23 protein-coding genes, 1 tRNA gene and 1 pseudogene are annotated in these 25,475 nt (G+C 69.6%); 9 read left to right on the top strand and 16 right to left on the bottom strand.

Going from position 1 to position 25,475, the window contains the following annotated elements; genetic code table 11:
• Positions 1–77 precede the first annotated feature (77 nt).
• A complete protein-coding gene (locus LGR69_RS27325) occupies positions 78–2,024 on the bottom strand; it encodes an OPT family oligopeptide transporter (protein WP_230368012.1) in 1,947 nt (648 codons plus the stop codon).
• Between the two features lie 262 nt (positions 2,025–2,286).
• On the opposite strand from LGR69_RS27325, the gene LGR69_RS27320 reads away from it, so the two are divergent.
• Positions 2,287–2,517, top strand: coding sequence for a DUF6429 family protein (locus tag LGR69_RS27320; RefSeq protein ID WP_230368031.1), 231 nt, complete (start codon positions 2,287–2,289; stop codon positions 2,515–2,517).
• A gap of 132 nt (positions 2,518–2,649) precedes the next feature.
• Here the strand turns inward: LGR69_RS27320 and LGR69_RS27315 are convergent.
• Both LGR69_RS27315 and LGR69_RS27310 read right to left on the bottom strand, forming a co-directional pair.
• Positions 2,650–2,734 (bottom strand) — tRNA-Leu (locus LGR69_RS27315).
• 122 nt (positions 2,735–2,856) lie between these two features.
• Positions 2,857–3,162 carry a FliM/FliN family flagellar motor switch protein gene (locus LGR69_RS27310; RefSeq protein WP_007565993.1) on the bottom strand — a complete coding sequence of 102 codons (306 nt, stop codon included), beginning with the start codon at positions 3,160–3,162 and terminating at the stop codon, positions 2,857–2,859.
• Positions 3,163–3,266: 104 nt separating this feature from the next.
• On the opposite strand from LGR69_RS27310, the gene lipB reads away from it, so the two are divergent.
• Complete coding sequence (gene lipB / locus LGR69_RS27305) at positions 3,267–3,998, top strand: lipoyl(octanoyl) transferase LipB (protein WP_230368011.1); 732 nt, start codon at positions 3,267–3,269, stop codon at positions 3,996–3,998.
• A gap of 10 nt (positions 3,999–4,008) precedes the next feature.
• Here lipB and LGR69_RS27300 read toward each other — a convergent pair whose 3' ends face one another.
• Positions 4,009–6,135, bottom strand: coding sequence for a carbohydrate porin (locus tag LGR69_RS27300; protein ID WP_230368010.1), 2,127 nt, complete (start codon positions 6,133–6,135; stop codon positions 4,009–4,011).
• Positions 6,136–6,486: 351 nt separating this feature from the next.
• Here LGR69_RS27300 and LGR69_RS27295 point away from each other — a divergent pair, with 351 nt between their 5' ends.
• The 4 genes from LGR69_RS27295 to LGR69_RS27280 are packed head-to-tail and all read left to right on the top strand — an operon-like array spanning position 6,487 to position 9,697.
• Positions 6,487–7,050, top strand: a complete 564-nt coding sequence (locus tag LGR69_RS27295) for an iron transporter (RefSeq protein ID WP_039903552.1) — start codon at positions 6,487–6,489, stop codon at positions 7,048–7,050.
• 15 nt (positions 7,051–7,065) lie between these two features.
• Positions 7,066–7,413 carry a cupredoxin domain-containing protein gene (locus LGR69_RS27290; RefSeq protein ID WP_230368009.1) on the top strand — a complete coding sequence of 116 codons (348 nt, stop codon included), beginning with the start codon at positions 7,066–7,068 and terminating at the stop codon, positions 7,411–7,413.
• 58 nt (positions 7,414–7,471) lie between these two features.
• Positions 7,472–8,842, top strand: a complete 1,371-nt coding sequence (locus tag LGR69_RS27285; protein ID WP_163006248.1) for a 4Fe-4S binding protein — start codon at positions 7,472–7,474, stop codon at positions 8,840–8,842.
• Positions 8,843–8,872: 30 nt separating this feature from the next.
• On the top strand, positions 8,873–9,697 hold the full coding sequence (locus tag LGR69_RS27280; protein WP_230368008.1) for an FTR1 family iron permease: 825 nt from the start codon (positions 8,873–8,875) through the stop codon (positions 9,695–9,697).
• A gap of 64 nt (positions 9,698–9,761) precedes the next feature.
• On the opposite strand, the gene sseA is transcribed toward LGR69_RS27280, so the two are convergent.
• The gene (gene sseA / locus LGR69_RS27275; RefSeq protein WP_230368007.1) at positions 9,762–10,607 is read right to left on the bottom strand and encodes a 3-mercaptopyruvate sulfurtransferase; all 846 of its coding nucleotides are present in this window, start codon (positions 10,605–10,607) and stop codon (positions 9,762–9,764) included.
• Between the two features lie 416 nt (positions 10,608–11,023).
• On the opposite strand from sseA, the gene LGR69_RS27270 reads away from it, so the two are divergent.
• Complete coding sequence (locus tag LGR69_RS27270) at positions 11,024–11,257, top strand: GcrA family cell cycle regulator (protein ID WP_039903524.1); 234 nt, start codon at positions 11,024–11,026, stop codon at positions 11,255–11,257.
• 27 nt (positions 11,258–11,284) lie between these two features.
• On the opposite strand, the gene LGR69_RS27265 is transcribed toward LGR69_RS27270, so the two are convergent.
• The 7 genes from LGR69_RS27265 to cpaB form a co-directional block, all read right to left on the bottom strand.
• On the bottom strand, positions 11,285–12,265 hold the full coding sequence (locus LGR69_RS27265; protein ID WP_007565977.1) for a type II secretion system F family protein: 981 nt from the start codon (positions 12,263–12,265) through the stop codon (positions 11,285–11,287).
• Between the two features lie 26 nt (positions 12,266–12,291).
• Positions 12,292–13,251, bottom strand: coding sequence for a type II secretion system F family protein (locus tag LGR69_RS27260; RefSeq protein ID WP_007565976.1), 960 nt, complete (start codon positions 13,249–13,251; stop codon positions 12,292–12,294).
• A gap of 20 nt (positions 13,252–13,271) precedes the next feature.
• On the bottom strand, positions 13,272–14,714 hold the full coding sequence (locus LGR69_RS27255; protein ID WP_007565975.1) for a CpaF family protein: 1,443 nt from the start codon (positions 14,712–14,714) through the stop codon (positions 13,272–13,274).
• Between the two features lie 54 nt (positions 14,715–14,768).
• Complete coding sequence (locus LGR69_RS27250) at positions 14,769–16,013, bottom strand: AAA family ATPase (RefSeq protein ID WP_230368006.1); 1,245 nt, start codon at positions 16,011–16,013, stop codon at positions 14,769–14,771.
• 71 nt (positions 16,014–16,084) lie between these two features.
• Complete coding sequence (locus tag LGR69_RS27245; RefSeq protein WP_230368005.1) at positions 16,085–16,828, bottom strand: CpaD family pilus assembly protein; 744 nt, start codon at positions 16,826–16,828, stop codon at positions 16,085–16,087.
• A 24-nt stretch (positions 16,829–16,852) separates the two neighbouring features.
• Positions 16,853–18,412: a type II and III secretion system protein family protein gene (locus tag LGR69_RS27240; protein WP_230368030.1), complete on the bottom strand. Its 1,560-nt coding sequence runs from the start codon at positions 18,410–18,412 to the stop codon at positions 16,853–16,855.
• A gap of 5 nt (positions 18,413–18,417) precedes the next feature.
• Positions 18,418–19,230, bottom strand: a complete 813-nt coding sequence (cpaB, locus tag LGR69_RS27235; protein ID WP_007565969.1) for a Flp pilus assembly protein CpaB — start codon at positions 19,228–19,230, stop codon at positions 18,418–18,420.
• Between the two features lie 273 nt (positions 19,231–19,503).
• On the opposite strand from cpaB, the gene LGR69_RS27230 reads away from it, so the two are divergent.
• Complete coding sequence (locus tag LGR69_RS27230) at positions 19,504–20,742, top strand: ABC transporter substrate-binding protein (protein ID WP_230368004.1); 1,239 nt, start codon at positions 19,504–19,506, stop codon at positions 20,740–20,742.
• A gap of 230 nt (positions 20,743–20,972) precedes the next feature.
• Here LGR69_RS27230 and LGR69_RS27225 read toward each other — a convergent pair.
• From LGR69_RS27225 to LGR69_RS27210, 4 genes and pseudogenes are all read right to left on the bottom strand, one after another.
• Positions 20,973–21,253: pseudogene (locus LGR69_RS27225) on the bottom strand (type II toxin-antitoxin system YafQ family toxin).
• Positions 21,240–21,503, bottom strand: a complete 264-nt coding sequence (locus tag LGR69_RS27220; RefSeq protein WP_230368003.1) for a type II toxin-antitoxin system RelB/DinJ family antitoxin — start codon at positions 21,501–21,503, stop codon at positions 21,240–21,242. Before LGR69_RS27220 ends, LGR69_RS27225 begins: the two are co-directional and overlap by 14 nt.
• Before the next feature lie 85 nt (positions 21,504–21,588).
• Complete coding sequence (locus LGR69_RS27215) at positions 21,589–22,752, bottom strand: iron-containing alcohol dehydrogenase (protein ID WP_230368002.1); 1,164 nt, start codon at positions 22,750–22,752, stop codon at positions 21,589–21,591.
• Between the two features lie 88 nt (positions 22,753–22,840).
• Positions 22,841–23,752, bottom strand: a complete 912-nt coding sequence (locus LGR69_RS27210) for a LysR family transcriptional regulator (RefSeq protein WP_230368001.1) — start codon at positions 23,750–23,752, stop codon at positions 22,841–22,843.
• 119 nt (positions 23,753–23,871) lie between these two features.
• On the opposite strand from LGR69_RS27210, the gene LGR69_RS27205 reads away from it, so the two are divergent.
• Positions 23,872–25,368 carry a CoA-acylating methylmalonate-semialdehyde dehydrogenase gene (locus tag LGR69_RS27205; protein ID WP_230368000.1) on the top strand — a complete coding sequence of 499 codons (1,497 nt, stop codon included), beginning with the start codon at positions 23,872–23,874 and terminating at the stop codon, positions 25,366–25,368.
• Positions 25,369–25,475 lie beyond the last annotated feature (107 nt).

Below are 25,475 nucleotides of genomic sequence, written 5' to 3'. Positions count from 1 at the left end.
AGGTCAGCGTGCCCGGGCTGACGGTCGAACTGGTCCGCTAGCGCCGCGCGATACGAAAGCGGGGCATCCGGCTCGCGTCAGCCCACCAACCGCCGTGTCTGTCGGTAGAGCCCCGCCGTCAGGCCCACGAACAGCACCAGACCGCCGATCAGCGCCGGGCCGCCGAAGCCGTCGCCGACCAGTGCCAGGGCGGCATCGTCGCCCGAGACGTAGACGATTAGCGCGAAGGCGACGCCCCAGAGGCTCTCGCCGACGATCAGCCCCGTGGCCGTAAGGGTGCCCAGCCGGATCGCACGCTCCGGGTCGGCCTGGCGGCGCGCCCAGCGCTCGTAGACCGTGCCGATCAATGCGCCGGCCACCAGGGGCGCGATCAGCTTCATGGGCAGGTAGATCCCGAAGGCGGCGGCCAGCGGCGGGATTCGCAGGCGCTTCAGCCGGCCGAGGGTCTCGTCCAGGGCGACCAGCCCCACGCCCGCGGCCGCGCCCCAGCCCAGCATGCGCCAGTTGCCCTCGCCCGAGAGCACGCCCTTGGCGAGGGTCGAGATCAGGCCGGCCTGCGGGGCGGCCAGGGCGTTCGGGCCGGCCCCGGGCGTCCCGACGAAGCCGAAGCTCGTCGCCAGCACGTTCAGCACCGGCGGGATGATCGCCGAGCCGAACACCACGCCGACGATCAGGGCCGTCTGCTGCTTCCACGGGGTCGCCCCGACGAGCTGGCCGGTCTTGAGGTCCTGCAGGTTGTCGTTCGCGATGGTGCAGATGCTGAACACGATGCCGGTGACGGTCAGCACGTAGGCGACGAGCGCCCCGCTGCTCTGCGCATCCGCGTCGCGGCCGAGCAGCCCCAGCAGCATCGCCGAACTCGCCAGCGCGGCCAGGATGCCGATGCCCGACACGGGCGAGTTGGAGGCGCCGATCAGCCCGGCCATGTAGCCGGTCACCGCGGCCACCACGAGCCCGATCACCCCGACGAACAGCAGGCCGCCCGCGACCAGCAGCACGCCGTGACGCTCCAGGCTCGTGCCGGCGAGGACGTCCCACAGAAGCCAGCCGATCGGCAGGAGCAGGCTCACCGAGACCAGAAGGACCACCGTCACCGGCAGGTCGCGCTCCTCCAGCACGAGCGTCGCGCCGGCCTGACGCGCCCGCCCGGCCGCGAGGGCCGAGCGGATGCCGCCCAGCACCGGGCGGGCGATCCGGATCAGCGTCCAGATCGCCGCGACGCCCATCACGCCGGCGCCGAAGAACCGCACCTCCTGCCGGAACACGGCGCCGACCCAGGCCTCGACCGACACGTCCGGCATCGGCTGCTGTGCGGTCAGGATCGGGGCCAGCACCACCCAGGCGATCACCAGCCCGAGCGCCATGGCGGCGCCCACCGACAGGCCGACCAGATGGCCGACGCCGAGCAGCGCGAAGGATAGGTTGCCGGCGATGCCGGTCGCGCCGGCGCCGACGCGGAACCAGGTCGCGGCGCTGTCGAGCACCAGCCGGGTCTGGGCCAGGATCGCGAAGCCGGCCGAGGCCAGGCTGTTCCAGATGAGGATGCGCAGGCCCAGCGCGCTGTCGGCCTGTCCCGCGGCGCCCTGCGTGCCGAGCGCCAGCACCTCGGCGGCGGCGCGCCCCTCCGGATAGGGCAGGTCCGAATCGACCACGAGGGCGCGGCGCAGGGGCACGGAGAACATCACGCCCAGGATCCCGCCCGTCGCGGTGATCCCCGCGGTGGTGAGCCAGGGGAAGCCGTGCCACCAGCCGATCATCACCAGGCCGGGCAGCACGAAGATGATCGCCGAGAGCGTGCCCGCCGCCGACGCGACGGTCTGCACGATGTTGTTCTCCAGCACCGTGGCGCCGGGCAGGTGCCGCAGCACCGCCATGGAGATCACCGCGGCCGGAATCGATGTCGCGAAGGTGAGGCCGACCTTGAGTCCGAGATAGACGTTGGCGGCGGTGAAGAGCAGCGTCAGCGCGCCGCCGAGCAGGAGGCCGCGCCAGGTCAATTCGGCGGGCGTGGTGCCGCTGGACATGCGAATCGGGCTCCGGGACCTCATCCGCCGAGTTTATCGATAGGCGGCTGAGGGACACAACCGGCGCGCCCGCGTATCATCCCGGTCTAAGTCGGCGTGCGGCCCATGTTTCTATCGACGCGACACCCGCATTCTGGATGAAAAGCTCATCTCAACGATCGTGTTGTTCGGATGTGGATATCTCGGGCCGTGAAACTTGCACGGCTCGCCACCTGCGCTTCAAGCTGGCGGCGATGCAGGCGCGCGATGCTCATATCCGATGATGCAGATCGACGAAGAGCGCATTGACGAGACGGTGCTCGCCCTTCTGTGGCTGACGCTCCACGGCGAGCGCCGGGCCTGGAAAGGGTTCGACTGGGCGACGCTGGGCCGCCTTCACGCGAAGGGGCTGATCGGCGATCCGGTCGGCCGGGCCAAGTCCGTGGTGCTGACCGAGGAGGGCTTGCGCCGATCGGAGGCTCTGTTCGAAGCCCTGTTCACCCGCAAGGATTGACCGCCCCGGCTTTCGGGGGCTGCCCTGCCGGGCTCCATATCGTGTGATCGAGAAAAGATTGCTTCCCGAACCGATGATCGCGGCCTCACGCCCAACGATCCGTTTGTGAGGAAGAGCACCACATCGAACGTGTGGTGCGGCCAAGAGGACTCGAACCTCCACCCCTCGCGGGACTAGCACCTCAAGCTAGCGCGTCTACCAATTCCGCCATGGCCGCATCGGACGCGAAGATCCGCCCGTTCGCCCGCACGCTGCGACCTCCGGGAAACCCCTCGGGTCGTCGTCATGTCGGGCGGCGCAGCGGATAACAGATCGATCCGCCGCCGACAAGCGCCCCGCTCAAACGGAAGCGTAGTCGTCGTCCAGGAATGGCGTCGCGCTGTCGCCGATGGTGGTGCCGGGCTCGACGATCGCCGCCGCCTTGCGGATCAGTTCCGTCACCTCGACGGAGATGCGGTCGCCGGTCACGACGATCTGCCCGCGGGCGATCGGGTGATCGTTGGCCAGGATCTCGACCATGTCGCTGTCGCTGGCCTCCAGCTCGATCACGGCGCCGCGGCCCATGCGTAGCAGCATGTGCAGCGGCATCCGCGCCCGGCCGAGCACCACCGTCAGATCGACCTTCAGGGTCTCGAAGACCGCCACCGCTTGCCCATCCCGTCTCGCAGCCGACCCGGAGCACGCAAAACCTTGCCACCGCCGGCCGCGGATGTTGAAGGCTTCGACCATCGACGCAGGATGGTGAACCCTTGGTAAACGCGCCCCGCCTCACGGTCTCGCCCCACGCCTTTCCGAAGCGGCCCGGCTCGGATCCGGCCGCCGGTCCGGTGGGCTGGCGCGTGAGCGACGCGCCCGTGGGCTACGCGGAGGCGGTGGCCTGGATGGAGGCGCGCGTGGAGCGGATCGCGCGGGGCGCGGCACCCGAATGCGTCTGGCTGCTCGAGCACCCACCGCTCTACACGGCCGGCACCTCGGCGAAGCCCGAGGACCTCGTGGCCCCCGGTCGCTTCCCGGTCCACGCCACCGGCCGGGGCGGCCAGTACACCTATCACGGCCCGGGCCAGCGGGTCGCCTACGTGATGCTGGACCTCGACCGCCGGAGCCGGGACCTGCGCGCCTATGTGGCGAGCCTGGAAGGCTGGCTGATCGAGACGCTGGCGGCCTTCAACGTCCGGGCCGAGCGCCGGGAGGACCGGGTCGGCGTCTGGGTGCGCCGCCCCGAGAAGGGGCCCGGGGTGGAGGACAAGATCGCCGCCATCGGCATCCGGGTGCGCCGCTGGGTCAGCTTCCACGGGATCAGCCTGAACGTCGAGCCCGACCTGTCGCATTTCGCCGGCATCGTGCCCTGCGGCGTGCGCGAGCACGGGGTGACGAGCCTGGTCGATCTCGGCCTGCCGGTGAGCCTGGCGGAGGTCGACATGCAGCTGCGCGCCGCCTTCGAGGAGATTTTCGGGGCGACGGCGATCGAGACGGCGGAGTAGCTACCGGCGATCAGAAATCCGCGTGCAGCCGCGACGCGAAGAAATGCGCCGGCCCGCGGTCGCGGTTGTAGCCGGGATTGGCCACGAACTGGTAATCGAAGGTCAGGGTCAAGAACTTCGTGAGGTTCAGGGCGTAGTAGGTCTCCACGGCCCGCTCGCTGCCGTAATTGAGCCGCCCGTCGCCGATCAGCAGGCCGTAATAGCCGGCCGCGAAGGCGGCGCGGTGCGAGGGCGAGAGCCGGTTCATCGCCGCGCCGAGGCCGATCGTGTCGTCCGGGCGGTCCCAGGCCTTGCCCTTCAGCGACAGGCCCCCGGAGAAGCTCTGGTCGATATCGGTGAAGGAGATGTTCTCCGTGCGCCCGTCGTTCAGGCTGGCCCGGGCGAACAGGCCGAGCTCGGGGGTCAGCGCCTGCTCCAGGTTGATGTAGCCGCCGGTCTTGCGGCGCGGCTTGCGGGTCGCGAGAGCGGCGTCGCTGCCGTTGTCGAACAGGCCGAGCTGCGTGAGGGTGACGAGCTGCCGGTTGTTGGCCGAGACCCCGACATTCGAGAACAGGCCGATGCGGATCTTGCCGGGCTGCTCCAGCCACGGGAGGATGTGGCGCTCCTCGAACTCGGCGTTCAGGCCGGCGCGCCGGAACACCCGCGGGTCGAGCACGTCGCTCGACGGCTCCTTGGGCACCTGCGTGTAGGCGGCGCGGATCGCGAAGTCCGGCCGATTGTATTCGGCGTAGACGCCCTGGGTGAAGCCCGGGAGGTTGGCCGGGAAATCCCAGGCCGAGGCGCCCCAGAGCGACCAATTGAAGAAGTCGACCCGCGGGTCGTGGGCGTAGACGTTGCCATCGAAGAAGTCGCCCAGCGCGAACTTGCCGGCGATCAGGGTGATCCGCTCCGCATCGTACCGGGTGGCGACCTGGTTCGGCCCGTCCGGCACCTCCACGGTCTCGCCGCCGAGCCCGATCGTCTGCTTCACGTAGTAGCGGTTCGAGCGCAGCTTCGGGAACGGGGCGCCGGCCTTCTGCGCCTCGCCGTTGACGAAGCCCGCGACGCCCAAAGTCCGCGACAGGCCGAAGCCCTGGCTGAACTCGGGATTGTAGTACAGCTCGGTGCTGTCGGTGAGCTTGAGCCCGAGGAAGATCGTGGCCGTGGTGGTCTGCCGGGCCTGGTGCGGGATCAGGCTCTGCGCCCCCTCGTAGGGCGAGCGGAAGCCCGGCACGCCCTGGGCGATCAGCGTCGTCTGCCCGTGCAGCGAGAAGCGCCCGGTATCGCCGTTGTCGGGATCGTGCGGGGCGGTCTCGTCCGGATCGGCCGGCACCTTCAGGCCGTCCGGGAACCACATCAGCCGCGCGAACAGCTGGTTCGAGGTGAAGCTCGCCCGGGACGTGACCGGGCCGCCATTGTCCCCGGGCACGCTGCCCAGCGAGAAGCGCCGGCTGCCGCCGAGATCGATGTAGCGGTAGTCGATCCCGAGCGCGAGCGAATCGCTGATGGCGTACTGGATGCCCGCGCCGAGGGTGAACCCGAGATAGCCGATCTCGCGCCGTGCCGTGTTCTGGCCGCCGGCGTCGAGATCCGGATAGTTCGCCAGGAAGCGGGCATTGGCGCCCGCGAACCCGAAGGCCCCGTAGACCAGGTACCGGTCGAAGCTGTAGCCGATCCGGGCCCGGAGGGTGCCGTACAGGTCGGTCTTGGCGCGCACGATGTTGAAGGCCGGGTCGACCTCCGCGTAGCCGAAGCCCGCGATAGTCGAGGGCACGGGCCGCTTCAGGTTCGCCGCGTCGAGGGAGGCCTCGACGCCGTAGACCCAGGGGCCGGCCTGCCAGTTCCAGCCGCCGAACACGCCCCCGACCGCCGTGGTGGCGTTGCTTCCCTGGTCGCTGCGGCCGGTCGAATCGCCGCTCTTGAACGAGGGGACCGCGCGGCCGCCGATCGCCGTCGGGCCGAAATTATAGGCGCCGTAGGAGCCGCTGGCGCTGCCCTCGAGGCCGATGAAGCCCCCCGACCAGTCGGTATAGGCGGGGATGTCCGTCGCGGGGCGACGCGCCGCAGGGTCGGCGGCCGTCGCGGGAACGGACGGGATCAGGGGCGCGGCCAGGACGAGGGCTGTGGCGCGGAGGAGGGGCGCGAAACGGAGGGGCATCGGACTCGCGGAAAAGATATAGCACTTGCTATAATGGGAATTGCGGACGCGCAAGCCGTTCCGGATCGTCTCGAACACAGACCGCACCATTTTCTCGTCCTGTGCGACCTTGTCGTCGGCTCGCATGGCAACGACGTGACGATCCCTACATCCATCCACCGGTCAAGATACGCCCGGCCACAGCGGGCGGAATAACTTCCGCCCGCACACCACAACTCGGCGATGTGGCAGGTAAAGACCAAGAACTACCATTCGCCAAGGCTGTAGAGGTATTAGTTTAGAATTGTTATGATTTGATCGGCGGCGGGTTGCCTCTTTGAAACTTCTGCCGAGAGCGTTATGTGCGACGCCATGCGCGCTTCGACTCTCTTCCCGATTCTCCGCGGCCTCGCCGCGGCTGCCCTTCTCGCGACCGCGGGTGCCGCCTCCGCCAAGGAGGTGCCGATCGGTCCGCACGTGACCAAGAACGGCCTGGAGGTCGCGGCCGTGTACCTCCAGCCGATCGAGATGGACCCGCCCGGCATGATGCGCGAGGCCGCGCAGTCGGACCTGCATCTCGAGACGGATATCCGCGCCGCCAAGGACAACCGGAACGGCTTCGCGGAAGGCGATTGGGTGCCCGCGCTCGAGGTCCGTTTCGAGGCGGTGAAGCTCGACGGCGACAAGCCGACGGACCAGAAAGTCTCGGGCATGCTGATGCCGATGGTCGCCAATGACGGCCCGCATTACGGCGACAACGTCAAGCTGTTCGGCCCCGGCCGCTACCGCCTGAAGGTCACGGTCGCACCGCCCGGCAAGGACAGCCATTTCGGCCGCCATGTCGACAAGGAGACCGGGGTCGGCCCGTGGTTCGAGCCCTTCGACGTCACCCAGGATTTCACCTTCGCCGGCGTCGGCAAGAAGGGCGCCTACTGAACCGAAGGGATATCCGTGTCACGCTCGTTGCGCCCCCTCCGGCTCGCCGCCGCCGCTCTCCTCGTCGCCTCCTGGGCGGCGACCTCCGCGCGTGCGGACGACATGCCGGTCATCAAGGTCGAGATGCGCGACGGCGTGATCCTGCCGGCGGTCATCGAGGTGCCCGCCAACACGCGGTTCAAGCTGGAGATCTCGAATACCGGCCAATCGCCGGTGGAGTTCGAGAGCACGGAACTCAAGCGCGAGAAGGCGCTGGCGGCGGGCTCGACCTCGGCGATCGTGTTCCGCACCCTCGATCCCGGCACCTACCAGGTGTTCGACGATTTCCATCCCGAGGCGAAAGCCACCCTGGTGGCCAAGTGAGCGCGTCCTGACGGTGGCGTCCCAGACCTTCCTCGCCGAGGCGCCCTCGCGCCGGGACATGATCGACGAGCGGCTCGCCCGCTTCGGCGACTGGCTCCGGCTGCACGGCTGGATGATCCGCGCCGTGCAATGGGTGATCGTCGGAATCTACGGCGTGCTGGTGATCGTGCCCGCGCTGCTGCCGCTGCCCGACAACACCGCGCATATCTGGACCAACCTGACGCTCGCCGCGCAATTCGCGTTCTGGGGCATCTGGTGGCCGTTCGTGCTCCTGAGCATGGTGCTGGTCGGCCGGGCCTGGTGCGGCGTGCTCTGCCCCGAGGGGGCGCTCAGCGAGTTCGCCAGCCGCTGGAGCCGCGGCTACGCCATACCGCGCTGGATCACCTGGCAGGGCTGGCCGTTCCTGGCGTTTGCCGGCACCACGGTCTACGGCCAGATGACCAGCGTCTACGGCTATCCGAAGCCGGTGCTCGCCGTGCTCGGCGGCTCGACGCTTGCAGCGATCGTGGTCGGCCTGCTCTACGGGCGCAACAAGCGGGTCTGGTGCCGCTATCTCTGCCCGGTCAACGGCGTGTTCGCGGTGCTCTCGAAGCTCGCGCCGATCAGCTTCCAGGTGGACCGCGCCGCCTGGGCCGCCTCGCCCAAGCCCGTGCAGGGAACCGAGCATTTCAACTGCGCCCCCCTGGTGCCGGTGAAGGCGATGCGCGGCTCCGGCTCCTGCCACATGTGCGGGCGCTGCAGCGGCCATCGCGGCGCGGTGCGCCTCGCGTTGCGCTCGCCCAACCACGAGATCGTCCACGTCGCCGGCCAGGAGCCGAGCCTGGAACAGACCGTGCTGATCCTGTTCGGCATGCTGGCCCTGGCGGTGGGCGCGTTCCAGTGGTCGTCGAGCCCCTGGTTCGTCGAGGCCAAGCAGGTCGCCGCCACCTGGCTGATCGAGCACGGGATCACCTGGCCGCTGGAGATGTCCGCGCCGTGGTTCGTGCTGACGAACTATCCCGACCACAGCGACGTGATGACCCTGCTCGACGGCGGGTTGCTGCTGGCCTACATCGGCGCCGCGACCGTCATCCTGGGGCTCGCCCTGTCGGGGATCGTGGCGCTGGCGACCGTGGCGCTCGGCGGCTGGTCGCTCTCGCGCTTCCACCACCTCACGCAGACGCTGATCCCGGTGGCTGGCTGCGGCGTCTTCCTGGGCCTCTCGGCGCTGACGGTCACGTTTCTGCGCGGCGACGGCATCCACATCCCGTACGTGTCGGAGATCCGCGCCGCCATGCTGATCGGCTCCGGCCTGTGGAGCGTGTGGCTCGGCTGGCGCGTCGCCGGCCTGGCAGCGGGCGGCCTGCAGCGGGCCGCGGCCACGGCCTGCATCGCCTCGGCGGTGACCCTCTCGGTCGCCAACTGGGTGCTCCTGTTCTGGGTCTGGTAGCGCGGTCCGCGTTCAACTGAGGAGAACGCCATGATCGGCGCCTTCATCATCGCCTTCCGCGAAGTCATCGAGGCGGGCCTGATCATCTCGATCGTGCTGGCCGCCACCCGGGGCATCCCGGGCCGGATGCGCTGGGTCCTGCTCGGCGTCGCCGGTGGCCTCGCCGGGGCCGGCCTCGTGGCCCTGTTCGCGGAATCGATCTCCGACGCGTTCGAGGGCAGCGGCCAGGACATCCTGAACGCCGCCGTGCTGATCGTCGCGGTGCTGCTGCTGATCTGGCACAACACCTGGATGAGCAAGCACGGGAAGGAGCTCGCAGGCGAATTGCGGGCGACGGGCGAGGCCGTGCGCTCGGGCGAGCGCGAGGCCGCCGCCCTCTCGATCGTGGTCGGCGCCGCGATCCTGCGCGAGGGCGCGGAGCTGGTGCTGTTCCTCTACGGTCTCGTGGCGTCGGGCACTTCGGGCGCGGATATCCAGTTCGGCGCCTTCGCGGGCATCGGGGCGGGCATCCTCCTCTCGGCCGTGACCTATTTCGGCTTGGCCGCGATCCCGAGCCGGTACGTGTTCTCGATCACCAGCGCGCTGATCATCTTCCTCGCCGCGGGACTGGCGTCGCAGGCCGCCCAGTTCCTGTCCAATGCCGGCGTCGTCGATGTCCTCGGCCAGACCTTGTGGAACAGCTCCGGGGTGATCGCCGAGAATTCCTGGCCGGGCCGGGTGCTGCACGCGCTGGTCGGCTACACCGACCGGCCGACCGCCCTGCAGGGCCTGGTCTATGTCGGCACCATCGCGGTGATGGTCGGGCTGATGCAGTGGAGCGCCGCCGACAAGCGCCGCTCGGTGCGCACGGCTTAAGTCAGGGTTTCCAAAGGGCCATGCCCTTTGGCGGGTCGTCAGGGCAGGGCCCTGACATGCGCGCTCAAACGCCCGTCGCGACCGGGCGCGCCGTGTCGGCACCCCATTCCGACCACGACCCGTCGTAGAGGCCGCGGGCCGGCCGGCCCATCGTCTCCAGCGCCAGGGCGATGATCGCCGCGGTCACGCCCGAGCCGCAGGTGGTCACCACCGGCCGGTCGGGATCGATGCCGGTCTCCGCGAACAGACGCTCCAGCTCCTCCGGGCTCTTCAGGCGGCCGTCCTGCTGGAGGGACGCGTAGTGCAGGTTGTGCGCGCCCGGCATGTGCCCCGGCCGCACGCCCGGACGCGGCTCCGGCTCCTCGCCGCGGAAGCGGGTGGCCGAGCGGGCATCGACCACCTGGGCCGAGCCGGTCTCCAGGGCCCGGGCGACGTCGTTGGCGTCCGCCACGGCGCCGTGGTCGAGGCGGGCGGTGAAGTGGCGCCGCTCGCGCGGGGCGGGGTCGCCGTCCTCGGTCGGGTAGCCGGCCGCGATCCAGGCGGGCAGGCCGCCATCCAGCACCAGCGCGTCGCGGACCCCGAAGGTCTTGAGCATCCACCAGACCCGGGGGGCCGAGAACAGGCCCTGGCCGTCATAGACGACGATCTGCATGCCGTCGCCGATGCCCAAAGCCCGCATCCGCGAGGCGAACACGTCGGAGCGCGGCAGCATGTGCGGCAGGCTCGATTCGGTGTCGCTCATGGCGTCGAGGTCGAAGCGCAGCGCTCCGGGGATATGGGCGGCCCGGAACTCGGCGGCCGGGTCGCGACCGGCGGCCGGCAGGTACCACGAGGCATCGAGCACCACGATGTCGGGCGCATCGAGGCGGTCGTGCAACCATTCGGGGGGCACGAGGGGCGGGTGGGCCATAATCCGCAATCCGGCTCTGTTCGCGTGAGCGCCCACCAAACCACAGCCAGGGGCCGGTTGCACGCCCGGTCGCGGGCTGCGGCGGCGCGTTCCGGCGGTTTCGTCAGGCCCTGCGGATCGAGGCCGAAGAGCCGCGACTCTGTGCCCAGCTACGCACCCCGCACCGTGGTCCGATGCAGCGAATGCACGCTGGTCTTGTTTTCAATCGTTGTAACCCCAGTTACGACAACACGATGACGCTCACCGCGCCAGCCGTCGAGGCCGGCTCGGGCGGGTCGCCCCCGATGCCGCTCCGCGAGACGCAAGTCCCGGACACGCGAGACGGGGCCGCCGCCTGAAGGCAGGGCGTTCAACCCTCCCTCACTGCCGAGGCGCCCGCGCCGACCGTGCAGATGCTTATTGAGCCGATCACCGCCATGAATCAACTCGTCCGCATGTCTCAGATCGGCGATGCCGAAGGCGTCCAGGAGCCGTCGGCGGACCTGCGCGTGCCCTTCGCGCAGTCCGGGGCTTTCGTGTGCAAGTACATCATCGGCGAGCCGAACGACCGCGCGATCTGCTGCGGTGCGCCGGTCTCCGACGGCAAGAGCTGGTGCGCCTTCCACCGCCGGATCGTGTTCGAGCCGACCCGTCCCGGCCGCATCCGCTGAGCGGTCACCGGGTCGCGGGCACGGCCGTCACTGCGTGCGCATGACCTGGATGACGGCCGGCGTGATGATGACGACGAACAGCACCGGCAGGAAGAACAGGATCATCGGCACGGTCAGCTTGGGCGGCAGGCTGGCCGCCTTCTTCTCCGCCTCGTTCATGCGCTGGTCGCGGCTCTCCTGGCTCAGCACCCGGAGCGCCTGGCCGATCGGCGTGCCGTAGCGCTCGGCCTGGATCAGCGCGGTCGCCACCGATTTCACCGGCTCGAGCCCGGTCCGCATGACGAGATTCTCGTAGGCCTGGCGCCGGTCGGGCAGGAACGACATCTCGGCGGTCATGAGGGCGAGCTCCTCGGCCAGCACCACCGAGGAGGCGGCGATCTCGGTGCTCACCTTCCGGAACGCGTTCTCGATCGCCATGCCGGATTCGACGCAGATCAGCGTCAGGTCGAGGGCGTCCGGCCAGGCCCGGCGGATCTCGGCCTGCCGCTTCTTGGCGGTGTTGACCAGGAACAGTTCCGGCGCCTTGATGCCCGTATAGGCCGCGCCGATCACCATCCCGATCCGCATCAGGTAGGAGGCGTCGATCACCTCCAGCACGAACAGGTAGAACGCGGACCCGATCACCGACGCGACCGGGACGACGAAGCGGAAGAACAGGAACGTGGTCTCCGCGCCCTGGCCGCGATAACCGGCCATCATCAGCTTGCGCTTGGCCGTATCGGTACCGAGCCAGCGGTGCAGCTGGTACCGGTCGACGATCGACTTCATGTAGGCCTTGGGCGCCACGCGCAGGGTCGCCCGCTCGTTCGGCCGGGCCCGGTCCGCCTGGCGCTCCCGCCGCCGGATGAGCTCGCGCTCGTCGCTGACGAGCTTCATCCGCTTGGAAAGCTTGTCCGATTCGAAGAAGGGCTGCGCCACCGCGAAGGCGGTCGCGGCCGCCGCGATGGCGGTCAGCAGCGTGCCCATGAAGCGGGGATCGAACAGCTTCTCCGCAATGGCGTCGATCATGGAACGGGGTCCGAATCCGGGCGGGCTCAGAAGTCGAAGGCGATCATCTTGCGGATCGTGAAGACGCCGAGCGACATCCAGATCGCCGCCCCGACGAGGGCGATCGTGCCGACATCCGTCGTCCAGAGCAGCGAGATGTAATCCGGGCTCGTCAGCGTGGTGATGCCGGCCACGCCGAAGGGCAGGCACGCGATGATCGAGGCCGAGGCCTTGGCCTCCATGCTCATCGCCTGGACCTTGCCGCGCATCTTGGCCCGGTCGCGCAGCACGACCGAGAGGTTGTTCAGCGCCTCCGACAGGTTGCCCCCCGATTGCTGCTGGATGTTGATCACGATCGCGAAGAAGTTCACCTCGGCGGTCGGCACCCGCTCGAACAGGCGCGAGACGGCCTCGCCCAGCGAGAGGCCCATCGCCTGGGTCTCGATCACCGTCCTGAACTCGCTGCGCACCGGCTCCTCGGCCTCGCGCGAGACCATCCGGAAGCAGTCCCCCACCGGGATGCCGGTGCGGATGCCGCGCACCACCACGTCGACGGCGTTGGGCAGTTCCTTGTTGAACTTCGCGATGCGCCGGATGCGCAGGTGGCGCAGCATCCAGGCGGGCAGGCCGAAGCCCCCCGCGAAGGCGGCGCCGGCCGCCGCCACCGGGCTGTCGGTGATCAGGAACAGCAGTAGGCCGAGGACGCCGCCGCAGCCGCCCGAGATCGTGTAGAAGGTCCGCTTCGTCCAGCTCAGGCCGGCGCGGGCGAGCTTCAGCTCCAGCGTGGCCTTGTTGGCGTTCTTGGCCTTCGCCTCGATCTCGCTCAGCGTCTTGGCGACCTGCTCGCGCCGGTTGACCGCGACGCCGCGCACCGCCGCCCCGGAGGCCGTGACGCCGATCGCTTTCAGCCGCCGGTTCGCCCGGCGCTGGCCGCCGAGCAGCGGCAGCACCGCCACATAGGCGACGGCCGCCACCGCGACGCCGATCAGGCCGGCGGCAAGCGGCATCTGGGACGCATCCGCCACGGTCACGCCCCGTCGACGATTTCGGCGGCGTCGAGCGCCTCGCCGAGGCGGCGCTCCAGGCCGTAATAGCGGGCCCGCTCCCAGAATTTCGGCCGCCCGACCCCGGTCGAGCGATGGCGCCCGATCAGCTTGCCGTTCGGATCCTCGCCGACGATGTCGTAGAGGAACACGTCCTGGGTGGTGATGACGTCGCCCTCCATGCCCAGCACCTCGGTGATATGGGTGATGCGCCGGGAGCCGTCGCGCAGGCGCATGGCCTGGATCACCACGTCGATCGAGCCGCAGATCATCTCGCGCAGGGTCTTCGATGGCAGCGTGAAGCCGCCCATCGAGATCATCGACTCGATCCGCGACAGGCATTCGCGCGGGCTGTTGGCGTGGAGCGTGCCCATCGAGCCGTCATGGCCGGTATTCATCGCCTGGAGCAGGTCGAAGGCCTCGGGTCCGCGGACCTCGCCGACGATGATCCGCTCGGGCCGCATGCGCAGGCAGTTCTTGACCAGGTCGCGCATGGTGACCTGCCCCTGGCCCTCCATGTTCGGCGGGCGCGTCTCCAGGCGCACGACGTGCGGCTGCTGGAGCTGCAACTCGGCCGCGTCCTCGCAGGTGATGACCCGCTCGTCGTGCTCGATGAAGGCGGTGAGGCAATTCAGCAGCGTGGTCTTGCCCGAGCCGGTGCCGCCCGAGATGACGACGTTGCAGCGAGACTGGCCGATGATCTTCAGGACCTCGGCGCCCTCGGGGGAGATCGCCCCGAAGCGCACCAGCTGCTCCAGGGTGAGCTTGTCCTTCTTGAACTTGCGGATTGTGAGCGCCGGCCCGTCGATGGCCAGCGGCGGCGCGATGACGTTGACGCGGGAGCCGTCCGGCAGGCGCGCGTCGCAGATCGGCGAGGCGTCGTCCACGCGTCGCCCGACCTGGCTGACGATCCGCTGGCAGATGTTCATCAGCTGCTGGTTGTCGCGGAAGCGGACATTGGTCAGCTGGATCTTGCCGTCGACCTCGATGAAGGTCCGGTTGGCGCCGTTGACCATGATGTCGGCGATGTCGTCGCGGGCGAGCAGCGGCTCCAGCGGGCCGTAGCCCAGCACGTCGTTGCAGATGTCGTCGAGCAGCTCCTCCTGCTCGGCGATCGACAGGACGATGTTCTTGAGCCCGATGATCTCCGTGACGATGTCGCGGATCTCCTCCCGGGCGGTCTCGGCGTCGAGGCGCGCGAGCTGGGTGAGGTCGATCGCCTCGATCAGGGCGCCGAAGATCAGGCTCTTGGTCCGGTAGTAATCCTCGGAGCGCAGGTTCTCGACCACCACCGGGGCGGCGGGCTTGGGCGGCTTCGGTGCCGGCGCGGCGTCGCGCAGCACCGGCGCGGCCGGCAGGGCGGCCCGCATCTGCGGGACCGGCGCGGGCGCCGTCGGGGCGGCTCCGGATTGTCGCCTACCGAACATGGGTCAGATCCCCGCGGCCCGCGTGAGGCATCGTCCCGGCGAAGGTCCCGCGCATCACGAGGCCTTGCGGCCGGCGAGCTTGGCCAGCAGCGGCTCCAGCAGGCTCGACCGGCTGCGCCGGGTCTCCGGGCGCCCCAGGGTGACCGCCGCCAGGTCGTTGAACAGCTCCGCCACCTTCGAGCCGGCCTGAATCTCGGCGATCATCTGGCCGTTATTGGCGGCCGTGCCGAACAGGGTCGGCTCGAACGGGATCGTGGCCGTGATCGGCGCGTCGAGGGCCTTGGCGAACTCGGCCGTGCCGATTTCCGGCCGCTTGGCCATGCCGACGCCGTTGAGCAGGACCCGGGGCGGCTGGTCGTTCGGGCGGCCGTGCTTGAGCGCCCCGAGCAGGTTCTTGGCGTTGCGCAGGCAGGCGAGGTCGGGACCGGCGACGATCAGGATCTCGTCGGCCGCGGTGAGCACGCGCTTCGACCACGCGCTCCACTGGTGCGGAATGTCGAGGACCACGCAGGGCACGCTCGCGCGCAGGTACTCGATCAGGGAATCGAAGGCCGGCTCGGACAGGTCGATGGTCCGGTCGAGGCTCGCCGGGGCCGAGAGCAGGCTGAGGTTGTCGCTGCATTTCGACAGCAGCCGCTCGACCAGGGCCGAATCCAGGCGCTCGGGCGCGAACACCGCCTCGGCGATGCCCTGCGGCGGGTCCTGGTTGAAGTTGAGCGAGGCGGTGCCGAAGGCGATGTCGAGATCGGCGATCACCGTCTGCACGCCCTGGTTCCGGGCCACCGACCAGGCGAAGTTATGCGCCACCGTCGAGGCGCCGATGCCGCCCTTGACCCCGTAGACCGCCACGGTGCGGCCCACCGGCTTGACGCCGGGCGCGGTGAACAGGTCGGAAATCGCCGCGATCAGGGTCAGCGGCTCGACCGGCGCCATCAGGTAGTCGGAGACGCCGCGCTGGATCAGCTGCCGGTAGAGGGTCACGTCGTTGACGTGGCCGATCACCAGGACGCGGGTGCCCTCGTCGCAGACCTCGGCCAGGGCATCCAGGCACTCGACCGGCTTCGAGCGGACGCCCTGCGTCTCGATGACGATGACGTTGGGCGTCGGCGCGTGGCGGTAGGCCTCGATCGCCGCGGCGCCGCCGCCCATCCGGACCTTGACCTGCGCCTTCTGCATGCGCCGATCGAGGGACGCGCCCTCGATCATCGCGGCGGTCTCGCCGGTCTCGCAGAAGGCCTGGATCGTGATCCGGGGCACCGGGGCGATCGTGCGCTCGGATGTCTCGGACAGGTCCGCCATGACGACACTTTCGGGTCCGTGCTCGGGTCGCGGCGTGAATGGTGGGGACGGGGGGAGTGGCACCGCCTGTCCTAGTTGCTGACCTGGGACTTGACGGCGTTGGTCCCATCTTGCCGCCATGTGGTTGACGGATCCTTGCCGTCCCGCAACTGGCCGATGTCCCGGACGCGCTTGACCGTGTCGATCCGGCCCTCGGGCCGGCCGCGCACGAGGTCGACCGGGTCGGCCACCTGGGCGGCCACGGTCGCCTGCGTCGCGCAGCCGAGGTTCCAGCTCGGCCGGTTGCCGTAGTCGGAGGCGAAGTTCGAGGTGCCGAGATCCTGGGGCCAGAGCCCGCACTGGTCGGCGACCTTGGCCTGCATGCGCTGGAAGCTCAGCCGGATCGGCGCGGCCAGGCCCGGTGCCGCCACCGGGTAGGGCGACTGTGCGATCTCGCGGGCGCCGACGCCGTCCTCGGCGCCGCGCCGGCCCACGGCCGCGGCGGTGCGCGCCACGGCGGCGGCCTGGGCGGGCGGCAGGCCCTGGGGCACCTCCATCAGGATGCCGCCCCGGCCGTAGCGGCGGTATTCCAGCATGAAGGCGTCGATGTCGCCGGCCTGGCGCGGGTCGAGATGGCCCGGGCCGGTGGCGAACACGTCGAGGCTGCGGGTGCCGTCGGCCAGCACGATCGGGTGCCGGGCGCGGTAATCGGACAGGTCGATGCCGCCCGTGGTGGCGGGCTCGCCCTTGCAGGCAGCGGCCAGCAGGCCGAGCGCGCAGGCGGCCAGGAGGCTGGCTGGCCGGCGGGATGGGGCGGGCGGGTGACGTCGGGTCATGGATCCGGTCCTGGAAGCGCGGCGCTACTCGACGATGAAGCCGACGCGGCCGCGATAGGTGCGCCCGAGCGGGGCGGCGCCGACCTTGCCGTAGAGGCGGTTGACCTGCCCGAGCAGCACCGCCTGCCCGTCGGTGGCGTCGACGAAGTTGTCGTCGGGCCGGGTCACCTGCTTGGGCTCCATCGCCCGGGCGATGTAGGGGGTGCACATGATCATCAGCTCGGTCTCCATGCGCTGGTAGTCCCGGGACCGGAACAGCGCGCCGAGGATCGGCAGATTGATCAGGCCGGGCAGGCCGGAAATCGCCTGTCTGTTCGTCTGCTGGATCAGGCCGGCGGTCATCATCACGCCGCCGGAGGGCAGCTCGACCGTAGTCTCGGAGCGGCGCACCCGGGTGCCGGGTACGGCTACCGTCGAATTACCGAGAGTGTAGCTAAAGCTCTGTTGCGGATCGATCTCTGTGACGTCCGTAGCAACGCGGATCGAGATCCGGTTGTCGGCGAGCACCACCGGGGTGAAAGACAGAGCCACGCCGTAGGGTTTATATGTGATGCCCGGCGTGCAAGCGCCAATGGTGCAGGAAGCCGAGGAAGGGACCGGGAACTCGCCGCCGGCCAGGAATTTGGCTGCCTCTCCAGAGATCGCGGTCAGTGTCGGCTCGGCCAGGATGCGCGACACGCCCGCCTGCTCGAAAGCTTTCAGCGTTGCTTGCAGTGAGAACCCGGCGCCTCTCGCGGAGGCTTGAAACTGGTTACCGTTGCCCAAATCACCGTTGATTGGGAACGGCAGGCTGTTGGCAAGCGACGGGCTGTAAGAACCCGCTGGAGCGTTGGATACAAGCCCAGTCGCGAGGTCCTTTACGGTACTGACAGGATTCAACGCCGACCAATTGCCGGTCATGTTGATCCCGAACTGCTTCAGGACGTTGCGGGACACCTCGACCACGGTGACGCGGAGCATCACCTGATCCTTGTTGCGGATCGTGAGGTTGTTGATCACCGCGCCGCGCGCGCCGGCCGAGACGCCGCCGCTCGGCGCACCGGTGGCGGCGGCTCCGCCGCCTAGGCCGACGAAGGCGTTGGCGATGTCGATCGCCTGCTGGGCGTCGGAGGACGAGTTCACCGAGCCGGAGAGCAGCACCGAGGCGCCCGAGGAGCGCACGTCGAAGCGGCCGCCCGGGATGCTCTGGCCGAGCAGCTCGCGCAGCGTCCCGAGGTTGAGGTCCCGGGCCACGGTCACGTCGAGGGCGGCGATCTGGCGGCCCTCGGCATCCATGATGAAGATCGAGGTGGCGCCGTCCGCCATGCCGATCACGAACACCTTGCGGGTCGAGCGGACCACCGCGTTGGCCACCGCCGGGTTGGCGACGAACACCTCCTTGGCGTCCCGCGGCAGGTCGACGATCACCGAACGGCCCGCGGTCAGCTCGACCCGGCGGGACGAGGCGGCTTCCGCCGAGCCCACCGTGAGCACCGGGGCCGGGCCGAGGGCCGGACGCTCCTGCGCCAGGAGCGGGCCGGCATGGATCAGCGTGAGAAGCGCCAGCGCGCGCGCCGGGCGGAGGAAACGCGGCAGGGCAATCATGGGGATCACGGCGTCTGCTGCCGCGCGACGCCGAAGCGCACGACGGTCAATCCGGGTTCGGGCATCTGCGCCATCGCGGCATCGACCGGCTGGGCCTCGACCGGTCGCCCCGCATCCGCGAGGCTGCGCAGCGAGAGCGACAGCGAGCCGACCTTCTGGGCGAGCGTCAGGGTCTCCGCCTGGGCGGGGGTGACGGCGAGCGTCGCGGTCTCGCCGGTGACGACGTTGGTGCCGTTCTTCTCCTGGATCAGCTGACCGATCGCCAGGACGCGGATGTCGGTCAGGATGGTCTGGGAGAGCTGCACCTCGCTGTTGTTGGCGCGGGAATTGGCATCGTCCCGGAAGGTGCGGATCACGTCGACGCGGTCGTTGGGCAGGATGAAGCCGCCGGCCGAGTTGGTGCCGCGGCTGTCGGTGACGATGGCGACCGCGCGCATCCCGGCGGGCAGGATCGCGGCCATGAAGCCGCTGTCGGGCCGGACCAGCTTCTGCGCCCGGATCGGCTCGCCCGCGAGGAAGCCCGAGCGCACGGAGGCGCCGACGGTCTCGTCCAGCGCCTTCGCGTTGTCCTTGCGGCTGATGTAGCCCGCCGTCATGGCGCCGTCCGGCCAGGGCTGCCAGCGCAGGTCGGCGGCCCGCAGGACCTGGCCCATCGGCATGTCGGCGGCGGCCACCAGCACCTCGGTCATCGGAGGCGGCGGCAGCTCGGCCTTGGGGGCCGGCGGCGGCGGGGGCGGATCGCCACCGCTCATCAGGAACGCCGCCCCGCCGCCCGCTGCGAGGGCGATGCCGAGGACGGCGAGACGGGCTGGATTCATCGCATCGCCACGCGCCGGAGACGGCCGAATTGCCGTCCATCACCAGACCCTGCGCGGCCATTCGTGTACTTATGGTTAAGGTATTATAACTGCGCCGGCTGGATACGGTCCGGAAACGGGGCGGTTGCCGGGACGCGTCACAACCGGCGCAATCTCTCAATCTCGACCCAATCCTGGCCGTGGCGCGGGATCCGCACCTGCAATATTCTGCCCCCGAACCCGCGTCAGAATCGGGTGCTCGGATCATCCGGGCAAAACATGCCGGGGAGTGACATGATCAGACGAATTGGCGGTGCGGTGCTGGCCACCGCCCTGGCGGGCACGGTGCTGAGCTCGGGCCCGGCCTCCGCCCAAGGTGCCGCGTCCGGCGCTTTCTCCGGCAACGCCCTGCGCATCGGCGTGCTTAACGACCAGTCCGGCCTCTATGCCGAGTTCGGCGGCCAGGGCTCCATCGAGGCCGCGAAGATGGCGGTGGAGGATATGGGCGGCAAGATCGACGGCGTCCCGATCGAGATCCTCTCGGCCGACCACCAGAACAAGCCCGACATCGCCTCGGCCATCGCCCGGCAATGGTACGACCGCGACGGCGTCGACGCGATCATGGAGCTGACCACCTCCTCCGTGGCTTTGGCGGTCCAGGGCCTGTCCAAGGAAAAGAAGAAGATCACGATCACCACCGGGGCGGCTTCCAGCGACCTCACCGGCAAGGCCTGCACGCCCTACGGCTACCACTGGGCCTACGACACGCGGGCGCTCGCGGTCGGCACCGGCGGCGCGCTGACCCGGGCCGGGGGCGACACCTGGTACTTCCTCACCGCCGACTACGCCTTCGGCTCGGCCCTCGAGGCCGATACCAGCCGCGTGGTGCTCGCCAATAACGGCAAGGTGCTGGGCAGCGTCCGCCACCCGCTCTCGAACCAGGACTTCTCCTCGTTCCTGCTCCAGGCGCAGGGCTCGAAGGCCAAGGTGATCGGGCTCGCCAATGCCGGCCTCGACACCTCCAACTCGATCAAGCAGGCGGCCGAGTACGGCATCGTCGAGGGCGGCCAGAAGCTCGCGGCGCTGCTGTTCACCCTCTCGGAGGTGCACGGGCTCGGGCTCAAGGTGGCGCAGGGCCTGACGCTCACCGAGGGCTGGTACTGGGACGCCAACGACGAGACCCGGGCTTTCGGGCAGCGCTACATGAAGCGCACCGGCCGCATGCCGAACATGATCCAGGCCGGCACCTACTCGGCGGTCCTGTCCTACCTGAAGGCCGTGAAGGACGCGGGCACCGACGAGACCGAGGCGGTCAACGCCAAGCTCAAGGCGCTCCCGGTGGACGACGTGTTCGCCCATGGCGGCATCGTCCAGCCGAACGGCCGCATGGTGCACGACATGTACCTGTTCGAGGTCAAGAAGCCGGCCGAGTCGAAGGGCCCCTGGGACCTCTACCGGCAGCTCGCGACCATCCCGGGCAAGGAAGCCTACGCCACCGCGGCCGAGAGCGGCTGCCCGCTGACGGCGAAGTAGAGCGGCTGCTCGAGTATCCCGAGCTTCGGGATACTCGAGTCGAAGGCATTCCAAGTGGCGAGGTGAAACTTCGCCAATGAGCCACGCTTCCTGTGGTCGTCATTGCGAGCGGAGCCGAAGCAACCCAGTGCAGCGCGCGATCCCGGACCTTGGCGTGTCCCTGGTTCGCTTCGCTACGCTCGCGATGACGGCGGAGATCGGACGGTCGAGCGACGCGATCGGAAACCAGATCAGCCGAAGACCTCGCTGTGGGACCCGAGCCGGGCCAGGCGCAGCGTGTCCGCGTCGGGTTTGCGATAGATCAGCACGAGATCCGGCTTGAGCTGACAGTCGCGATAGCCTGCCCAGGTGCCGCTCAGCGCATGATCCCGATGCGCGCCTCCAGCGGATCATCGCCGGCGAGGGCTCGGAGAATGGGTATCAGATTGGCATCGAGGGTCGCGGCATGGCGTCCCTTCGCTTCGCGCTTGTAGTGCCGCTTGAACTGCGCGGAACGCTCAATCGTCCGCATGCAGGTCGGCCATCAGCGCGTCGACATCGCCGATCCGCGCGCCCTTGCCGGCCTCCAGTTCGGCGATGGCCGCGTGGGTCGCCGCGTTCGGGACCCTGACGGCGAACGGCAGGCGTTGCTCGTCCGCGATCCGCACCATCAGCAACCGGATCGCGTCCGAGACCGAAAGCCCCATCGCGTCCAACGCCTTCGTCGCACGCTCCTTGGTGGCGAGGTCGATGCGCGCGCGAACGACCGTATCTGCGGGCATGATCTTCGGCTCCCGATGTGGGCCGAATGTAGCTACGCCCGGTAGCGATGGCTAGGGCGCCATACCCGCCTAGTCCCGGCCGGCCTTACGCCGCCCAGACCCGCCGATACAACGCCTGGATCTCCTCGGCCGTCGGCTCGACCGGGTTGTTGGCCGGGGAGCCGGAGGCCAAAGCCTGGGCGGCCATGGTCGGGAGCAGCGCTTCCCAGCGGGCCGGGTCGATCCCGTATTCCCGGGGACCGGGCACGTCGAGATCGTCGTTGAGGGCTTCGAGTTCCGCCACCAGGGCGTTCACGGCGGCCCGGTCGTCGCCGTCGACCCCGGGAATGCCCATGGCCCGGGCGCAGGCGGCGTAGCGCGCCACCGCGGCGGGGGCCGAGAAGGCGGTGACCACCGGCAGCAGCATCGCGTTCGAGAGCCCGTGCGCCACGTGGAAATGCGCGCCGATCGGCCGGCTCATGCCGTGGACCAGCGCCACCGAGGCGTTCGAGAAGGCGATGCCGGCCTGGGTCGCACCCAGCATCATCGCCTCGCGGGCCGCCCGGTCGCTGGGATCGGTCCAGACCCGGCGCAGGTTCGGGGCGATCAGGTGCATCGCCTGGAGGGCGAGCCCGTCCGAGAACAGGTTGGACTTGCGCGAGACATAGGCCTCGATCGCGTGGGTGAGCGCATCGATGCCGGTATCGGCGCTGAGGCGCTTGGGCTTGGTCAAGGTCAGCTCGTAATCGACCAGAGCCGCCACCGGCAGGTAGGCCAGCCCGATGCAGAGCATCTTCTCGTCCGAGGCCTCGTCGGTGACGATGGTGAAGCGGGTCGCCTCCGAGCCGGTGCCGGCGGTGGTGGGGATCGCCACGATCGGCAGGCCGGGCTCGTCCTGCAGGCGGGGCGCCTTGTAGTCGCGCATGTGGCCGCCGTGGCGGGCGAGAACCGCCACCGCCTTGGCGGTGTCCATCGGGCTGCCCCCGCCGAAGCCGACCACGCAGTCGAACTCGCCGGCCCGGAGCGCGGCGAGCGCCGCCTCCACGGAGGCCACGGTCGGGTCCGGCACAGTCTCGGAGAAGATTGTTCCGCGGGCGCCCGCGCTGTTGAGCCGCTCGAGCAATGTGTCGGTGCGGCCGCTGCTGACCAGGTACGGGTCGGTGACCACGAAGGGGCGCGACAGGCCGAGCTGGCCCAGGATCTCCGGCAGCAGCCGCGAGGCGCCGGCGCCGATGCGCATCAGCCGGGGCAGGGCGATCGAGGCGACCATCTGTTGATCCTCCCACCCGGCGCTTTGTCTCGTCGGCCGGTCTCCGCCGATCTTAGGCCACGGCGCCGGCCCGCGAAACCGCCGCCGCTTACACCGCCGGCCCGGCGAACAGCGCGCCCGCCGCCTCGACCTCGCTGGCGATGAAGCCCGCCACCGCCCGGATATGGGCGGCCTTCCGGTGATCCTCGTGGATGTGCATATGGAACGAGCGCGTCAGCGACACCGCCCCGGGCAGGACCGGCGCCAGCCCGGGATGGGCCGCCGCGATGAAGGCCGGCAGGATGCACAGGCCGGCGCCGTTCAGGGTCGCGTGGACCTGGGCCAGCAGGTTGGTCGAGCGCAGCCGCGCGGAGACCGCGGGCTCCAGCGCGCCGAGATAGTTCAGCTCGCGCGCGAACAGCATGTCCTCGATATAGCCGACGAAGGGATGCGCCGTGAGGTCCGAGACGGCGGTGATCGGCGCCGCCGCGGCGAGGTAGGCTTCGGCCCCGTACACGAACAGCCGGTAATCGGTGAGCCGGCGCGCCACCACCCGGGCCTGCTGCGGGGTCGAGAGGCCGATGACGATGTCGGCCTCGCGCTTCGACAGGCTGAAGATCCGGGCGGTCGCCATTATCTCGACCTCCAGCCCCGGATGGCGCTCGGTCAGCCGGTGCATCCGCGAGGCCAGGAACACGCTGCCGAACCCGTCCGGGGCGCCGATCCGCACCGTGCCGGAGACGGATTGCGCGCCGGCCTGCGTGGCGGCGCTGGCCGACAGGAAGGCGCTCTCCATGGTCTCGGCCACGGCCAGCAGGTTGGCGCCGTCCTCGGTGAGCGCGTAGCCGAGGTTGCTGCGGTGGAACAGGCGGGCGCCGAGCCCGTCTTCCAGGGCGCGGATCCGGCGCCCGACCGTGGTGTGCTCGGTGCCGGTCCGCGCTGCCGCGGCGCTCAGGGTGCCGGTGCGCGCCACTGCCAGGAAGAAGCGCAGGTCGTCCCAGTTGCGCCCCGTCCGGCTCATGATCGCAAACCCGCTGTGCATCGATGCACGGCGGCTGTAAGCGCATCCGGCTTTATCGTTCAAGCGATCCTGTTAGGCTGCGCCAAAACCAAATCGATAACGACAACAGGGAGGCGCTGATGCGCACGATCGGACACTTCATCGGCGGCCGTCTCGTCGGCGGCGAGAGCGGGCGTTTCGCCGACGTGTTCCACCCCTCGACCGGCGAGGTCCAGGCCAAGGTCGCGCTGGCCAGCAAGGCCGAAATGCGCGCCGCGGTCGAGAACGCCGCGGCGGCCCAGCCGGCCTGGGCCGCCACCAATCCGCAGAAGCGCGCCCGGGTGATGATGCGCTTCCTCGAGCTCATCCGCGGCGAGAACGATTCCCTGGCCGAGCTCCTCGCCTCCGAGCACGGCAAGACCGTGCCGGACGCCAAGGGCGACATCCAGCGCGGCGTCGAGGTGGTCGAGTTCGCCTGCGGCATCCCGCACCTGCTCAAGGGCGAGTACACCGAGGGCGCCGGGCCCGGGATCGACGTCTATTCCCTGCGCCAGCCGCTCGGCGTGGTCGCCGGCATCACGCCGTTCAACTTCCCGGCCATGATTCCGCTGTGGAAATGCGCCCCGGCCATCGCCTGCGGCAACGCCTTCATCCTGAAGCCGTCCGAGCGCGACCCGAGCGTGCCGCTGCGCATCGCCGAGATCTTCCTGGAGGCCGGCCTGCCGCCGGGCATCCTCAACGTCGTGAACGGCGACAAGGAAGCGGTCGACGCGATCCTCGACGACGAGGACATCAAGGCGGTGGGCTTCGTCGGCTCCTCGCAGATCGCCGAGTACATCTACGTGCGTGCCGCCCAGACGGGGAAGCGCGCCCAGTGCTTCGGCGGCGCCAAGAACCACATGATCATCATGCCGGACGCCGATATGGGCCAGGCGGTCGATGCGCTGATCGGCGCCGGCTACGGCTCGGCCGGCGAGCGCTGCATGGCGATCTCGGTGGCGGTGCCGGTGGGCGAGGCCACGGCCGACCGGCTCATGGAGAAGCTGATCCCGCGGGTCGAGTCGCTCAAGATCGGCCCGTCCCATGACGGCTCGGCCGATTACGGGCCGCTGGTCACCGCCGAGGCGGTCCGGAAGGTCGCGGGCTATATCGACCAGGGTGTCGCCGAGGGCGCGCATCTGGCCGTCGACGGCCGCGGCTTCAAGCTCCAGGGCTACGAGAACGGCTTCTACATGGGCGGCTCGCTGTTCGACCGCGTGACCCCCGACATGATCATCTACAAGGAAGAGATTTTTGGCCCCGTCCTCTCGGTGGTGCGGGCCCAGAACTACGAGGAGGCGCTCGCGCTGCCCTCGACCCATCAATACGGCAACGGCGTCGCGATCTTCACCCAGGATGGCGACGCGGCCCGCGACTTCACCGCCCGGGTCAATGTCGGCATGGTCGGCGTCAACGTGCCGATCCCGGTGCCGATCGCCTACCACACCTTCGGCGGCTGGAAGCGCTCCGGCTTCGGCGACCTGAACCAGCACGGGCCGGACTCGATCCGCTTCTACACCAAGACCAAGACGGTGACGCAGCGCTGGCCGAGCGGCATCAAGAGCGGGGCGGAGTTCTCCATCCCGACGATGCGGTAGGGGCGAGCGTCCTGGCGGCAGAAGGGGCCGCGCGGCTCTATGGCTGAGCGCGGGTCTCCTCTCCCGTGCGGGAGAGGGACAGGGTGAGGGATGCGCCCTGTCCGGAA

It is taken from the genome of Methylobacterium brachiatum, from assembly GCF_020523825.1.
Classification (GTDB): Bacteria; Pseudomonadota; Alphaproteobacteria; order Rhizobiales; family Beijerinckiaceae; genus Methylobacterium; species Methylobacterium brachiatum.
Note: the sequence above shows the minus strand (reverse complement) of the source record. Positions and strands in the feature narration are given on the sequence as shown.

What these genes read in the sequence shown, in the direction of transcription:
- LGR69_RS27325 (WP_230368012.1), bottom strand. Translation starts at nt 2,024, where the DNA reads ATGTCCAGCGGCACCACGCCCGCCGAATTGACCTGGCGCGGCCTCCTG.
- LGR69_RS27320 (WP_230368031.1), top strand. Translation starts at nt 2,287, where the DNA reads ATGCAGATCGACGAAGAGCGCATTGACGAGACGGTGCTCGCCCTTCTG.
- LGR69_RS27300 (WP_230368010.1), bottom strand. Translation starts at nt 6,135, where the DNA reads ATGCCCCTCCGTTTCGCGCCCCTCCTCCGCGCCACAGCCCTCGTCCTG.
- LGR69_RS27295 (WP_039903552.1), top strand. Translation starts at nt 6,487, where the DNA reads ATGCGCGCTTCGACTCTCTTCCCGATTCTCCGCGGCCTCGCCGCGGCT.
- LGR69_RS27285 (WP_163006248.1), top strand. Translation starts at nt 7,472, where the DNA reads ATGATCGACGAGCGGCTCGCCCGCTTCGGCGACTGGCTCCGGCTGCAC.
- LGR69_RS27280 (WP_230368008.1), top strand. Translation starts at nt 8,873, where the DNA reads ATGATCGGCGCCTTCATCATCGCCTTCCGCGAAGTCATCGAGGCGGGC.
- sseA (WP_230368007.1), bottom strand. Translation starts at nt 10,607, where the DNA reads ATGGCCCACCCGCCCCTCGTGCCCCCCGAATGGTTGCACGACCGCCTC.
- LGR69_RS27270 (WP_039903524.1), top strand. Translation starts at nt 11,024, where the DNA reads ATGAATCAACTCGTCCGCATGTCTCAGATCGGCGATGCCGAAGGCGTC.
- LGR69_RS27265 (WP_007565977.1), bottom strand. Translation starts at nt 12,265, where the DNA reads ATGATCGACGCCATTGCGGAGAAGCTGTTCGATCCCCGCTTCATGGGC.
- LGR69_RS27260 (WP_007565976.1), bottom strand. Translation starts at nt 13,251, where the DNA reads ATGCCGCTTGCCGCCGGCCTGATCGGCGTCGCGGTGGCGGCCGTCGCC.
- LGR69_RS27255 (WP_007565975.1), bottom strand. Translation starts at nt 14,714, where the DNA reads ATGTTCGGTAGGCGACAATCCGGAGCCGCCCCGACGGCGCCCGCGCCG.
- LGR69_RS27250 (WP_230368006.1), bottom strand. Translation starts at nt 16,013, where the DNA reads ATGGCGGACCTGTCCGAGACATCCGAGCGCACGATCGCCCCGGTGCCC.
- LGR69_RS27245 (WP_230368005.1), bottom strand. Translation starts at nt 16,828, where the DNA reads ATGACCCGACGTCACCCGCCCGCCCCATCCCGCCGGCCAGCCAGCCTC.
- LGR69_RS27240 (WP_230368030.1), bottom strand. Translation starts at nt 18,412, where the DNA reads ATGATTGCCCTGCCGCGTTTCCTCCGCCCGGCGCGCGCGCTGGCGCTT.
- cpaB (WP_007565969.1), bottom strand. Translation starts at nt 19,230, where the DNA reads ATGAATCCAGCCCGTCTCGCCGTCCTCGGCATCGCCCTCGCAGCGGGC.
- LGR69_RS27230 (WP_230368004.1), top strand. Translation starts at nt 19,504, where the DNA reads ATGATCAGACGAATTGGCGGTGCGGTGCTGGCCACCGCCCTGGCGGGC.
- LGR69_RS27220 (WP_230368003.1), bottom strand. Translation starts at nt 21,503, where the DNA reads ATGCCCGCAGATACGGTCGTTCGCGCGCGCATCGACCTCGCCACCAAG.
- LGR69_RS27215 (WP_230368002.1), bottom strand. Translation starts at nt 22,752, where the DNA reads ATGGTCGCCTCGATCGCCCTGCCCCGGCTGATGCGCATCGGCGCCGGC.
- LGR69_RS27210 (WP_230368001.1), bottom strand. Translation starts at nt 23,752, where the DNA reads ATGAGCCGGACGGGGCGCAACTGGGACGACCTGCGCTTCTTCCTGGCA.
- LGR69_RS27205 (WP_230368000.1), top strand. Translation starts at nt 23,872, where the DNA reads ATGCGCACGATCGGACACTTCATCGGCGGCCGTCTCGTCGGCGGCGAG.